Origin of the sequence: Acanthopleuribacter pedis (genome assembly GCF_017377855.1) — a bacterium.
Taxonomy (GTDB): domain Bacteria; phylum Acidobacteriota; class Holophagae; order Acanthopleuribacterales; family Acanthopleuribacteraceae; genus Acanthopleuribacter; species Acanthopleuribacter pedis.
Window position 1 is genome coordinate 182,491 of the sequence record NZ_JAFREP010000014.1, and the last position, 13,518, is coordinate 196,008.

Here is a 13,518-nt window from a genome sequence, read left to right on the forward strand (position 1 = left end):
TAGCAAAAGCCCCGCGAACTGTGCGGCCCGGCCCTTACTTTTTGGTCGACCATTTGTACAACGCTTGGGCGTACCAAAAACGCGCATCTTGGTCGCCGCCGCGCTCCGACACATAATCACCGGCCTGGAACAGGCTGTACCCCAACAACATCTTGATGCGTTTCTCCCAGATCGGAAAGACCAAGGTGAAATCGATTTCATCGCCCGCATGGTCGTCACGCGCGCCCGCAACGGGATTACCGAAGCGGCCCAAACCCGCGTTGTACCACGCATCACTTTCGGGTTCATTAATGGTGAAACGATGCAAGGCCACGCGCCAAGTGCCGTTGGGGAAGGCTTGGCCGCTGAAAATCAGTTCGAGGTTGGACATATTCTGCCAGCCGAAGAAGTCCATAAACCCGTAATAGGCGTGGTTTAAGGGATACAAATTGTCAAAAGTCTCGTGATCTCCATCGGCGAAGTTATCGTCACCGGAGGCGCTCAGGTATCCCAATGCGATGTTTTTGAAGAAGTCGTTTTCGGTGGTGTACTTGCCCAACAAGGCGTATGCGGTGGCCTTATGATCACCGTCGTTCCAGTCACCAAACTGTTGGTGCGCTTGGGCGTCGACCGATAACTTCCCAAATTTTTTGGTGAGGCGCGCGCCGGCATGAAACACGGCGTCGCCGAATTCGCTATTGTCCCGATGCATCAGAAACAGCTCGTAGGCGCCGTCTTGAATGCTGAGTGGGTCGCGGAACATCACCCCGTAGAATCGGCTGTCGAAATAGCGGTTCCCCACGCGCTGCCAATCATTGGGATCGTTGGGGTTAACCGTTACCGGCTGCGAGGCCCAGACATCCCAACGCCGCGTGTCTTTTCCTCCAAAGGTGAGTCGGACCGCGTCGAAGACACGGGCGGTGTTGGCCCACTCCAGGGAGGCCACCATCCGTTTGTCGGCGAAATTAAACTTTTGGCGGCCGATTTTGACCTTGCCGTTGCCGACCCCGAATTGGATGTAGGCTTGGTGAATATCGAATTCGTCAGCGAAGATGTTGGGAACGGCATCCTCGTTGAGGGGAGGCGTGCCGAAACGATCTTCCTCATGAACCCGTGCATCTTGAATTTCAACAAAGGCCTGGGCGTTGGCCGAGAAATGATAGGCACCGTGTAGCCGCAGCCGGGTGAGCAAATAGGATTGGTCACCGCCCCGAAAATTGAAATCTTGCTTGTCTTCCCAGCGCAGGCGCAAATCCATGCCGAGCTGGTAACGCGACTCTTGCCAAGCCCATAAGTTGCTCGGGAAGAACATACCCAACAGTAGGAGAAGGAGTGAGCAGAACCTTGTGTGCGACATGTGTACCCTTCCTTGTTAACGGATCCATCACGGTGATCGACGGTTTCGAATCAAGGCGAACCGCTTCTTTTTCTATGGAGATATGTCATTTCATCGGCGTGCGGTAACTTCTAGTTAACAAAAAATCTTTCCTCGGCATGAGGCCTTGCGGGTGGCTTTAAGGATTGGGGCTGCCCAGGCCGGGATAGTTCCGCTCGAGCTCCCTGATGCGATCTTCCAATGGTTTGCGTTCTCGGGCGCTGCCGCCGAACTGTTTCAGGATCTTGCGCTTAACCAAAAGGGCGGAATACAAACCGGGTGGATCGCCGAATTGGGGCTGCCCGAGAATATCGATGCCGGTTTTGGCGTGACGGCGTGCGTTTAATTCGTCGCCTAAGGCCAGGTAGATGTCGGCCAGAACTACCTCGGTGCGGGCCATTTCGTGATCCCAAGGGCCAAACACCTCGCGACGAATGTCAATCGCTTTTTGCAGGGGGTTGATTGCTTCTTTTAAACGGCCGGTTTGTAAATAGTAAGAACCCAGTGTTTTAAAGGTGGCGGCCGCGACCTTGTGCTGGGTATTGGGTTGTTCCCGATGGATTTGGAGCGCCTCTTGGAGCAGGGCCTCGATCAGGTCCAGGCGTTCAAGGCGCAACAGGGTGTCGGCATAGTGAAACAAGGTGGCGGCGCGACCCATCCGGTTTTCCTTGGGTGAGCGATCATGAATCGCCAGGGCGCGTTGGTGCATATCGAGCGCGCGGTTGAGGTGACCCATTTGTTTGTAGAGGACCCCGAGGTTGTTGTATTGCGCCGCGGTGGCGACATGGTTCGGGCCCATCGATTTCTCCGCGATCTGTACCGCCTGCATCACCGCTTCCTCCGCCTGCACGTACTTTCCCATTTGCGCCTGGAGCTCACCGAGCACCGCGTAAGCCGAAATATGTTGGCTGTGTTTGGCGTCGAATTTGGCGTCGAGGATATCAATCGCCTCGAGCACCAGCGGAATGCCTTCGCTGTACCGGCCGATGCTGGCATAGTGATTTGCCAGCGCGGTCAAGGTAATTGCAATCGTGGGATGGTCGGGCGGTAAGACGTTGCGATACTGCTCCAGCGCCTTGTTCAGGTACCGGCCTGATTCCTCGAAGCGACTGTATTTATGGTAGATCTCGCCAATGAGGTTTTGAACCATCGCGCGTTGGTGAACCGTTTTATCGTCGTATTGATCCAAGTAACTCAGCGCGTTTACCGCATTTTCCGTTGCCGCTTCAAACCGTCCCGCGCGAAACGCCGATTCGGCCAGTTCGTAAAGAACGGCACCGGGTCGGGTATGGTCTTCGGGAAGGTAGACGTGGTACACCTCCAGGATGTCGCGGAAAACGACCTCGGCCTCGTCGTGTTCGCCGATGTCCGCCAAGCCGCGCCCGTACTCGAACATCGTATCGGCCATAAGCAGCACGGAATTTTTTTGTTTGAGCGGCGGTGTTTCTTTGACAATGTTGTGGCGCAAGGTCAGTGCTTCGCGCAGCAAGGGGACACCTTGTTCGGCCATATTCGCTTGGGTGTAGACCTTGCCCATGGTGTGCATCAGCGAGGCGCGTGCCGCCGGGTCGTCGTGGAATTCGTCGCGGATTTGGGCGGCGGCCCGTTCTACAACGGTCATGGCGTTGAGTTGTTCTCTGTCGCCCGCCCACGGATCCGCGGCTGAGAAGATGTCGATCATAAAGTCGCTGAACATCTTGGCCCGTTTGGTTTCCAGCTCCGCGTGGCGCAAGGCGTTACTGGTTTCGTTATATTGCCTGGCCAAAAGTAGGGTGAATCCCAGGGCACTGAGCGCCGCCGCGGCCAGGGTGATGCCCAAGGCGCGATTCCGTTTTAGCCACTTCGCCACGTAATAATGCCATGATTCCTGGCGTGCGCTCACGGGGTAACCGGCCAGATAAGCTTCGATATCATCCGCGAATTGCACCACCGTCGCATAACGGCGATCTGGGTCGGGGCGCAAGGCTTGGAGGGTGATCGTGTCCAAGTCGCCGCGCAGCTGATGGGCCTGGATGAGCGCGGGTTCGTTTTTGGCGCCTTCCCGTTGACGCTTGCTCAGCCGGGCGCTGGGTTTTTCCGCGTTTTCACGGCCTAACCCGGCCATGAGCGCCGCCTGACTGGGCGTTTTGCGGATAAACGGTCGTTCCTGAACCAATAGCTGATACAAAATCACGCCCAGCGCATAAATATCGGTTGCCGTGGTGGCCGGGTGTCCCGCGATCTGTTCCGGGCTCGCGTATTCGGGGGTGAACAATTGCCGCCCGGTTCGGGTTTCTTCCGCGGCTTGATCGCCTTGCAACAACTTGGCGATGCCGAAGTCCAGCAAAAAGGGTTCGCCATGGTTGTCGACCAGGATGTTGCCGGGTTTTAGATCGCGGTGGATCACCAAATTGCGGTGGGCGAAGGCCACCGTCCTGCAAATTTCCAGGAACAGGTTCAGGCGCTCGTGGAGGCCGAGGCGCTGTTCCGAGCAGTAGGTTGTTAGGGTGGTGCCGCGGAAAAAGGGCATGACCAGGTAGGGGCGGCCGTCTTGGGTCGTGCCCGCGTTGATGAGGGTGGCGATGCGCGGATGGGAAAGGGTGGCCATAATGTGGCGTTCCTGTTTGAAACGCAACAGGATATCTTCGCTGTCCATGCCTTTTTTGAGGATCTTGACCGCGACTTCCCGCTGAAAATCGGGGCCGTGTTCCAGTGCGCGAAACACCACGCTCATACCGCCATGGCCGATTTCTTCCTGGAGTTCGTATTGGTCGAGGCGGCTGCCTTGAACCGGACCCGTCTCCTCAATGGCTTTGCCCTCGATAAAGGCCATGGGTTCAAGATCAACGGTGAGTAACGCGCGAACCGCCTCAGCCAGTGCCGCGTTGGTGCCACAGGTTTGTTGGATATAAGTTTCTTGTTCCTCGGGCGGCAGCTCAAGCGCCGCTTCTACGATGGGTTCGGCTTGTTGCCAAAGTTCGATGTCCATGGCCGGCAGCTCCGCGTCAGGTCGTGGCGTAGTTTAGCGTTCGATATCTTGTCCTTTAAGCTGAACCGCCAGGAAGCGTTTGGCCATTTGCCAGTCGCGTTTGAGGGTGCGGGAGGAGACATTGAGCAATGCCGCGATTTCTTCCAAGTCCAGGCCGGCATAAAAACGCATCTCGATCAGACGGCATTTGCGCGGATCGACCTGTTCCAGTTGTTTCATCGCTTGTTCGAGCGAGAGCAACATGGCCGGGGTTAGGCCGACCGTGGCACCGGCTAAGGCGTCGTGTTCCAGGGCGACCGTGACACAGCCGCCGCCGCGTTTGAGGGCGTTGCGTTCGCGGGCGTATCGGGACAGAACACGACGCATCAGAAAGCCGGAGAACGCGATAAACTCCGCCCGGCTGGGGAAATGAAGGCCTTCACGGGTTTCCAATTCGAGGTAAACCTCGTGGATGAGCGCCGTGGGTTGCAAGGTTCGGTCGTCCGAACGGCCTAGGTAGCCGTAGGCCAGCGCCTTGAGGCGTTGGTAAACCAGCGGCATGAGGTCGCTTAAAGCGTTGGGGTCCGCCTCTTCCCAGGCGCGCAGGTATTGGGTGACCTCACCCAGTGTTTGTTGTGCTTCCGCCAAATCGACTTGATCGTCTCGGTCGAGCCGTGGTGGATTGTCGGCAAGTGCCTTTAAGAATTGTTGTGTCTTCGGGTCGTTCAAGGGGGACGTTCCTCCAATAGGCCGGCGGAAAAATTTTGGAATGCATGCCTTATCTTACCAAAGCAAGGATCGGGTGCGATGCATCCCTGGAGCAGATCACATGCCGTTTGTTTTATTGGAAACGACTGGATCCTGCGAATTTTCTCTTTGGTTGTCCTATCGGCGGCGGCTCGGAAAATCCAAACCGCCGCGGCGAGGGTTTTTGGCGAATCAGGGGACTGGGTCGCGAGGCCGTGGTGAAGAAAAGGAATTACAGCTTTGTTTCTTTGAGAACTGCCTCCAAATGGAAGAGGGCGATGTCGGCTTCAGCTTGTCCAAAAACCAAGGGCGGCTTTATTTTGAGCACGTTGTGCAGGGGACCGTCGACACTTAGGAGCACCCCGCGTGCTTTCATGCGTTCGACGATCTCCGCGGCTTCCCGGTCCGCCGGGGCAAGGGATTCGGGATCGCGCACCAGTTCCACGCCCAGGAACAGCCCCAGGCCGCGAACTTCTCCGATCAAGGGGTACTGCTTCTGCAAGGCAACCAATCCCTGTTTGAGGTAGGTACCTACTTGGTGTGCCTGGTTTTGCAGTTGTTCATTCTCCAGAACATCGAGGACCGCCAGGCCCGCCGCGCAGGCGACCGGGTTTCCGCCAAAGGTGTTGAAGTACTCCATGCCGTTGTCGAAGGTCGCGGCGATGTCGGGGGTGGTGATCACTGCCGCGAGTGGGAAACCGTTACCGATCGGTTTGCCGAGGGTCACGATATCGGGTACCACGTTTTGTGTTTGGAAACCCCACATCGCCGTACCGACCCGACCAAAGCCGACCTGGACCTCGTCCGCGATACAAAGCCCGCCCGCGTCGCGAACCATCGAGTAGAGATGGTGGAGGTAAGAATCGGGGAGCACGATTTGCCCACCGCAGCCGGGAAGCGATTCGGCGATGAGGCCCGCTACCTGGTTGTGCTTTTGTTCGAGGATGGGGCCTGCCTGCTCCGCATAGCGGCGGCCGATTTCAGGTTCACCGTGTTTGATGGGGCCGCGGAATCCGTCCGGCATCGGCAGTTTGTGGGTGGTCTCAACTTGGGCAAACCCGCCCCGACCTTCGTATTTGTAGGGACTCACCTCGATGAGTGCCCGCGTGTGGCCGTGGTAGGCCGCGTCGAGGACCAGCATGTCGCTTCGCCCGGTTGCGTTGCGGGTTAGGCGGAGGGCCAGGTCGTTGGCCTCGGAACCCGTGCACGTGAAGAAACAGACCGATAGATTGCCTGGCAGGGTGGCCGTCAAGCGTTGGGCGTAGTCGAGGATGTTGCGGTGGAGGTAGCGGGTGTTGGTGTTGAGCCGGGCCAGTTGCTTTTGGACCGCGGCGACCACGTGGGGATGGCAGTGTCCCACGTGGCACACGTTGTTGACCATGTCGAGGTAGGCCCGGCCCGCTGCATCGTACAGGTAACACCCTTCACCGCGAACAATGTGCAGGGGTTCACGGTAGCTGAGGCTGAGGTTGGGACCCAGGCTGTGGCGGCGTTTGGCGAGCAGGTTGCTTTTGTGCGTGGGGTCGCCGCCGGGCTGGAGCGGTGGGAGGTTGAGGATGACATTGGGGTCGGGGGCGAAACTCAACCAGACCTTGCGCTCGTGATAACGTGCGATGCCCGGGTAATCACCGCGTTGGTCGAGAAGGTCCGTGATGAGTTGGAAGTGAAGGTGTGGCGGCCAGGAACCGTTTTCCGCGATATCACCCAAATCGGCGAGGTGATCGCCCGCCGCGACGGCGTCGCCGACGTGTCGCTTGGTGAGCGTGGTACGGGCGAGGTGCCCGTAGAGGGTGAAGAAGGTTTCGCCCTGATCGGTTTCGTGGCGCAGGATCAGGGTCGGTCCGTAATCGCCCGCCGCCGCGTTGTCGGCCACCGCGTGGACCGTGCCGGCCAGTGGGGCGGTGACCGGGGTTCCCGCCGCCGCGTAGAGGTCGATGCCGAGGTGGACCGAACGGCGTTGGGTATTGGCGAGGCTGTAGTCGGGATCGTTGTAGAGGGCGCGATCCTCGTTGTAGCGACCGAGCCCGACCGCGACCCCCGCCGCGGCCATTTTGTCGAAGAGGTAGCGGGAAAAGTCGGCCGTGGTGGCGCGTTGCGCCTGGCTACCGTAATCGCGGCCGGAGAGGGTTAGGTCAAAAGTGATGTTGGGGCCGGCGAGGAGATTGTTGCCCAGGACGGGGTGGAACGCGGCGCGATTCTTTTCCAAGTAAGCCGTGATGCGCGGCGTTTTGGGGCAGGGCTCGAGGGCACAGGCCGCGCGGAAGACCGCGCCTGCAAAGCGGGGGTGGACGGTTTCAAGTTCGGCCAAGGCGTCAAGCGTGGGTTGCAGGTGGACGCCCAAATAGGGGTTGTCCGGGTTTTCGGCCAGCGCGCGTGCTGCTTGGCAGACGCTGGTGCACATGCGCAGTAAGATCAGTTCGAAGAGGAGCGACAACTCTAACTCGGTGAGTGGGTATGCTTGGTGGTAACCCGCCACAATCCGGGCCGCAACCTGAAGGGGTTGTCGGCGCCCGAGCATGGCGTAACCACAGAGGATGGCGAGTTCGTTAACCGTGTGGGAGAAAACCACATCGCCGAAATCGATTAAGCCGCTGACGCGGTTACCCGTTACCAGAATGTTGTAATCATTGCCGTCATTGTGGATGACGCTACGGCGAAGGTGTTGTAGCCGCGGGGTGACCTTGTCGCGAAATCGTTCCAGTAAATCGTGGATGCGGCGGCGGTGGGCGGGTTCCTGGATGCGGTTGAGGAGGGCTTGGCAGATGTCGGCGCCGTTGGCGAGATCCCAATCGAGATCACGGTTCATGTGGGGATGGGAAAAGGATTCCAGCGCTTGGTTGACACGCCCGAAGAAGCAGCCCAGATCGCGGGAGAGCCGGGGGGAGGGGTTTTTAACCGAGGCCAACAGTTCGCCTTCGACAAAGGGCACACAGCGCAACCAGTGACGTGCCCCTGTTTGGCTGGTGACCTGAACCATGGTTTCGCCGCCGCGGGTGGGCAGGGGCGTGGGCCACTGGACATCGGGAAGGTGGCGCTTGAGGTGGGAAATGACCGCCTCTTCGAGCGCGAGGTGCGGCGCTTGCTGGGTACGGTTGGCAATTTTAAGCACGACGACAGCACCGCTCGCGGCGGTAATCTTGAAATTCTGATCGGCGTAACTATCTAAGGCGACGGCGGTTCCGTGGATGTCAAAGTGTTCGGCGGCCAGGGCCGAAGCCTCGGCAAGGGAAAAACAGGGTTGGTTTTCGGCCATGGGGGGACGGGTCCTTATGCTTGATATATCACCCGCAGTCTAACACAAGCGCCTTCCTTAACGGGTGACCGTCTTCTTTTGCCTTTTATCCCGCTTGCCGGCCCGGCGGGAACAAGACCTTTCGTGAGTGGGCTGGTGGAACCGCGCCTCGGCCCGCATGGTTCACCAATGGGTTGGGTGAGACGGGGTTGTGCTTGCTGTCTTCGGCCGGTTGCTGCATATTTGAACGATGGAATGGGGGTATCGTGGCGAAATTGCAATACAACCTGGAGAAAGTTGCCCAGGCGCTGCCCCATGAATGCCTATCGGCGGTGGAAAACCATAAGACTTTTTTGTCTGTTTTAAATTGGGCCCGAGAAATGGAGCTGGGTGCGCCGACCGTTTTGCATATGGATGAATTCTCTATTGATGCGGTCTTTAAAATTCAGAAGTCACTGTATTTGGTCTACGGTATGACGTGACTGGGGGGCATTACGGCGGTCGCCGTTTGGGATGTTGAACCGACACCGGAATTACTTTTGAAAAAACGAATCGAGCAAGGCTGGACGCCCTGTCCCACGGAATTGGTGGGCGGCCCCAAAATACTTGGGTACGCGGCAAAACTGGAAACGACTTAACCGCCGGCCATCCGAGGTTTGGCAAACCGCCAGGCTTGTCATTGCTTAGCTCGCATTGCTTAGCTCGCATTGCTTAGCTCGCATTGCTCACCCGCTTTTGTTGCGAGCGTGTCAAAACGCTTGCGACCGAAACCGGACATCGGTGTTCGACCTTTCGCCGTCGCGGTGCTTCGTCGAAGGGGGTTCTCCCCGTTGCTGCAACGGTGGGAGCAAACGCGGTGGGCGCAAGGTTTTTGGTTCGCGCGGCAGAAGGCTGGTGAGCAATGCGGGTGAGAACCTTTAGGCAAGCGCAAGCGCCATGCGTACGTTGCAGCGGGCGAAGGGGGTGTTTGGGTCGAGGGGTACCGATTTGAAGCCGAGCTTTCGGTAGAGGTTGAGGGCCGGGGTGAGCTTGCTGTTGGTTTCCAAGTAAACCGTGTCGATGCCGCGGCGCTTGGCCTCTTCGATTAATGCAACGCCCAACTGCTCACCGATGCTGTAACCGCGCGCCTCTGGGCGCACACCCATTTTGATCATTTCGTAGTGGTCGTGGTCGCCCTTGTGAAGCGCGACGGTTCCCAAGATTTCCCCGCTCTCGCGATGGCGCGCAAACCATACCTCGCCGCCCTTTGCGATGATTTCCGACTCGGGGTTTTGCAATACTTTGCGGTCTTCCTCTTCCATTTCGAACAAGGTCTCCACCCACTCGCGATTAATATCGTAAAAGGCCTCGCGGTAGGTGGGATCGTATGCAATGATCTCGATCTCACGGATGCGACGCGCCTTGCGGGCCGCGCGACATCGCTCAAGAAAAGACTGTTCCTTTTGGCTCGCCTCGGTTTTTTCCAGGACCTCAATCCAATCCACCTTCGCATCGGCAACCAACCCCTGCAACGCCGCCTGAATGTCCTGCCAGACCGGTTCCAAATCTTTGATCATCGCGCGACCCTTGTCGCTGAGTGCCAGCACCCGCCGTCGCTTGTCCGATGGATCTTTTTGCGACACGACCAGGCCGTGTGCGTCCATCTCCGCGGCGACCTTGTTGACCATGGGATGAGAGACCCCCAGGTGATTGGCGATTTGGGTCACCGGCGCGGGGCCGTGATGGGCCAGGTAATAAAAGGTGGTAAACCATTTGGGCGTGAAATCAAGCCCTGCTTCTTGATAAAGCAAAGCACCGTCCGCCATCAAACTGGCAGTCAGTCGCTTTAGGCGGGAACCAAGGGCCAGGAGGCCTAAATCGCGGATAAGGTCCATCGTGTCTCTCCTTTTGTTGAAAGCGTAACTGGTAACGTAATTAGTATTTATACTTTCTAAGCGATTCGTGCAAGAAATTTGGCGCTTTTTTTCACTTTTTTTTGGTGCTAGAATGTAAGCGGCTGTTATGGAGTGAGTTAGCTGGGAGTTTGCTGGTTGGAACAAGCGATTGTCGGGTTTCATCGCGATGAGGAAGGCCACTGGGTGGCGGACCTCGCCTGTGGTCACGGCCGCCATGTACGCCACCGACCGCCCATGGAGCAGCGGCCCTGGGTTGAAGCCCAAGCCGGACGAGAGGCCATGTTGGGCCGCCGCCTCTTTTGCAAGCGCTGTGCCGACGGGGAACCGGTTTAACCGACCGTTCCTATTTTTTCTGCGCCATGGCGGTGCCGGATCGTCTCAGGCTAGGTCGGCCAACCGCACGACCTTCAAATGCTTGGCAAGGTAATCGATGAGGATGCGTACCTTGTGGGAGAGCTGGCGACCGGGCGCGTAAACCGCGTAGACGGCGCCTTCCACGAGCCGGTAACCTGGCATGATGGGTTGCAATAAACCCTCGCGCATGGCTTGCTCCGTGATAAACAAGGGCAAGGTCGAAATGCCGAGTCCCTTGATGGTGGCGTCGAGCAAGGCCGGCCCGCTGTTGGTGCGTAGCCGGGTTTTTGGGCGCGGCTGGTAGTTGCCGCCGTCGGCGCCGACGAACCGCCAATTGAGGTTTTCCGGTGCCAAGCTGTAGACCAGGCTGAGATGGCCTTCGTTGAGTTCGTCGGGGTGAAGCGGTTCGCCGTAACGTGCTAGGTAGGCGGGTGATGCGGCGGCGACCCGTTCCATTACCCCGAGCTTTTTGGCGACCAGATGGGTTTGGGTCAGGCTCCCGACGCGCACCGCCATATCAAAACCCTCGGCGACCAGGTCGTGCTTGCGGTCGTCCAGCACCATATCGATTTGGAGCCCCTCGTGCTGTTGCATGAAGTCGGAAATCAAGGGAATTAAATACCGCATGCCGAAGGACATGGGACCCGAGATGCGGATGGTGCCGGTTAAATCGGCGTCGCGTTGCTGGGTCAATGACTCCAGTTCGGCCAAGTCGTCCAACAATCTGATGCAACGCTCGTAATAAAACCGCCCGGTTTCGGTGAGGCTCAGCCGCCGGGTTGTGCGCTGTAACAGTCGTGTAGCCAGGTACTTTTCTAATTCGTTGATGCGGCGGCTGACGGCTGATTTGGCCACGTTCATCTGGTCGGCGGCGGCGGTGAAACTGCCGGACTCGACGACACGCACAAAGGTTTCCATGTCTTCAAACTTGTTCATTTGATTGTTCTCGAAAACGCAACAGCGATTTGCGCCAACTGCTGTTTTTTTGGTGCTGGAAAAGACTTAGATTAGTTTCATCACAACGAGCCGGAGCGAAAACCGGCGGACATTTTGGAGGTTACCATGACTCAATCAACGCAACAATCAAGTGCACCGACCATCCTTCGCATCGACGCCAGTGCCCGGCGAAACGGTTCCACCACCCGCCGCCTCAACGACTTCCTGGTCGCGCGTTTGCTGGAACGGTTTCCCAACGCCAAGGTGGTGACGCGCGCGCTCGACACCATGCCGCTGCTCACGGAAGAATGGGTGAACGCCAATTTTACCCCGGTCGAATCCCGCACCGAAGCGCAACAACGCGAACTGGCCTTTTCCGACCGATTAATTGAAGAACTCAAAACAGCCGATTTCCTGGTGATGGGGGTCCCGATTTATAACTTCGGCGTACCGGCCGCGCTCAAAGCCTGGGTTGACCAGGTGGCCCGCGCCCGCGTCACCTTTCGCTACACGGCAAACGGCCCGGAAGGCCTGCTCAAAGGAAAAACAGCCTTTGTCACCGCGGCTTCGGGCGGTGTTCCCATCGGCGGCGCTCTTGATTTCGCCACGCCTTATATACGCCAAGCGCTCCATTTCATCGGCATCGACGATGTCAACCTGTTCTCGGTCCGCGAACTGATTCAAGACGACCAAATCGACGCGGTTAAAACCCAGCGTCAGATCGAAAGGGCCCTGGCCGAACACTTCCAAACATCCCTGGTTTAACGACAAGAAATCACCATCAACAGGACGAGATACCATCAAGGTCGCTTGTCCTGTTGTGTGTCATAAACGCGTATGATGTTTTGAACTCTGTTTATGAAAAGGAACTTTGACGTCGTTTTTTCCTTGGGTCAAAGTGACGGCTGAGTAGCGCATTGGGATGTGACAGATGGTTTTGTTTGGGCGTGGTTGCTGTGTTTCGGGAAATGACCTATCTTGACGTGATCAAGGAGCGCCGGCTTGTCGGAGACAGACCACCATGTCGATCAAATCTTAAAACAGGCTGAGGTTCGTCTGACCAATGCCTGTTTTCAAACCGTGGCGGTTTTACCCAAATCCGAGGTGGATGCGTTTCTCCAAAAACACGAACTGTGTTTTTTCAACCCCAAGGGTGAATCGCGCGGCACGCTGGTGATCCCCAAAACGCACTTGCGCCTTTACCTCGCGGTTCAGCGCAAGGAGATTCCCGTTTTGAAGGGGGTCTGCCAAAAGGATCTTAACCTGGCCAGGCTCCAGACTGGTTTGTCACCGCGGCCGATGGTTGGTTTGTCTCCCGGTCGTGATTTGATGCGCGATTTGTTTGTCGGCCCGATGTGGCCGCGTTACTGCCGCGACCTGTGCCAATCAAGTGAGTTACCGCTTTCCTTTGCCTTGCCGCCCGGTTCTTACAAAGGTCGATGGTTGGTTGTTTTCCGGCGAAACGGTTGTTGGAACGACGGGTTTGCCGTCCCGCCGACCTTGCCCTCGCGACAAAAGAGTTGACAGTTTTGGGAATTGGCCGTGAAATGAAAAGGCCGTTTTGGCCGAGAGAGGGAATTGTGAAGTTTGCAGCGGTCGGCTTACTTGCCGTCAATTTTTGGCTTTCCTTGTGGTGTTGCTGCCACGTGCCGCTACCGTTGTCCGCTGAGGTTCAAAATGAAACGGGCATGAATTGCCATGCCGAACCGCAACCGGCGCCCCCGTCTCACGGTTGCTGCAGCACGCAAAGCGGCGAAAACGCGGCTGCTGAGGACGCCGCGCCCGAGGTCATCGTCCAAGCGCCCTGTGGTTGTGACGACCACGGCGATGCGTTTACCCCGGCACTCACCCTCACCGGCAACGCCGACCTGAACGCCGACTTTGTGCCCGCGCCCAATGCGCTTTACGATTCGGTTGTGTTTCTTCGTTTTCCCGCGGCCCTGACGCAATACCATGACCGCGACGGACCCCTGGCGCCTTTCGTGCTCCAGCCGAAGCTTACGGTTTTGTCCCGATTTTTGATTTGATGCTTGGTTCCTTCCTGCACGTGTGA

11 protein-coding genes are annotated in these 13,518 nt (G+C 57.7%); 5 read left to right on the forward strand and 6 right to left on the reverse strand.

Annotated features, from left to right (window positions below):
• Positions 1-34: 34 nt before the first annotated feature.
• The 4 genes from J3U88_RS15305 to J3U88_RS15320 all read right to left on the reverse strand — a co-directional run bounded on the left by J3U88_RS15305 (position 35) and on the right by J3U88_RS15320 (position 8,301).
• Positions 35-1,336 carry an alginate export family protein gene (locus J3U88_RS15305; protein WP_207859742.1) on the reverse strand — a complete coding sequence of 434 codons (1,302 nt, stop codon included), beginning with the start codon at positions 1,334-1,336 and terminating at the stop codon, positions 35-37.
• Between the two features lie 157 nt (positions 1,337-1,493).
• Positions 1,494-4,322: a serine/threonine-protein kinase gene (locus tag J3U88_RS15310; protein WP_207859743.1), complete on the reverse strand. Its 2,829-nt coding sequence runs from the start codon at positions 4,320-4,322 to the stop codon at positions 1,494-1,496.
• 33 nt (positions 4,323-4,355) lie between these two features.
• Positions 4,356-5,030 carry an ECF-type sigma factor gene (locus J3U88_RS15315; protein WP_207859744.1) on the reverse strand — a complete coding sequence of 225 codons (675 nt, stop codon included), beginning with the start codon at positions 5,028-5,030 and terminating at the stop codon, positions 4,356-4,358.
• A gap of 250 nt (positions 5,031-5,280) precedes the next feature.
• Positions 5,281-8,301, reverse strand: a complete 3,021-nt coding sequence (locus tag J3U88_RS15320; RefSeq protein WP_207859745.1) for an aminotransferase class III-fold pyridoxal phosphate-dependent enzyme — start codon at positions 8,299-8,301, stop codon at positions 5,281-5,283.
• A 245-nt stretch (positions 8,302-8,546) separates the two neighbouring features.
• Here J3U88_RS15320 and J3U88_RS15325 point away from each other — a divergent pair, with 245 nt between their 5' ends.
• Positions 8,547-8,762: a hypothetical protein gene (locus tag J3U88_RS15325; protein ID WP_207859746.1), complete on the forward strand. Its 216-nt coding sequence runs from the start codon at positions 8,547-8,549 to the stop codon at positions 8,760-8,762.
• A gap of 435 nt (positions 8,763-9,197) precedes the next feature.
• Here J3U88_RS15325 and J3U88_RS15330 read toward each other — a convergent pair whose 3' ends face one another.
• A complete protein-coding gene (locus tag J3U88_RS15330) occupies positions 9,198-10,154 on the reverse strand; it encodes a bifunctional helix-turn-helix transcriptional regulator/GNAT family N-acetyltransferase (RefSeq protein WP_207859747.1) in 957 nt (318 codons plus the stop codon).
• 156 nt (positions 10,155-10,310) lie between these two features.
• Between J3U88_RS15330 and J3U88_RS15335 the strand changes: the two genes are divergently transcribed.
• Entirely contained in the window at positions 10,311-10,508 is a 198-nt protein-coding gene (locus tag J3U88_RS15335) for a DUF3565 domain-containing protein (protein WP_207859748.1), read from the forward strand.
• Between the two features lie 45 nt (positions 10,509-10,553).
• On the opposite strand, the gene J3U88_RS15340 is transcribed toward J3U88_RS15335, so the two are convergent.
• The gene (locus tag J3U88_RS15340) at positions 10,554-11,465 is read right to left on the reverse strand and encodes a LysR family transcriptional regulator (protein WP_207859749.1); all 912 of its coding nucleotides are present in this window, start codon (positions 11,463-11,465) and stop codon (positions 10,554-10,556) included.
• A 126-nt stretch (positions 11,466-11,591) separates the two neighbouring features.
• Between J3U88_RS15340 and J3U88_RS15345 the strand changes: the two genes are divergently transcribed.
• The 3 genes from J3U88_RS15345 (at position 11,592) to J3U88_RS15355 (ending at position 13,492) form a co-directional block, all read left to right on the forward strand.
• Complete coding sequence (locus J3U88_RS15345) at positions 11,592-12,230, forward strand: FMN-dependent NADH-azoreductase (protein ID WP_207859750.1); 639 nt, start codon at positions 11,592-11,594, stop codon at positions 12,228-12,230.
• Positions 12,231-12,467: 237 nt separating this feature from the next.
• Positions 12,468-12,989, forward strand: coding sequence for a hypothetical protein (locus J3U88_RS15350; RefSeq protein WP_207859751.1), 522 nt, complete (start codon positions 12,468-12,470; stop codon positions 12,987-12,989).
• A 56-nt stretch (positions 12,990-13,045) separates the two neighbouring features.
• Positions 13,046-13,492, forward strand: coding sequence for a hypothetical protein (locus J3U88_RS15355; RefSeq protein ID WP_207859752.1), 447 nt, complete (start codon positions 13,046-13,048; stop codon positions 13,490-13,492).
• Positions 13,493-13,518 lie beyond the last annotated feature (26 nt).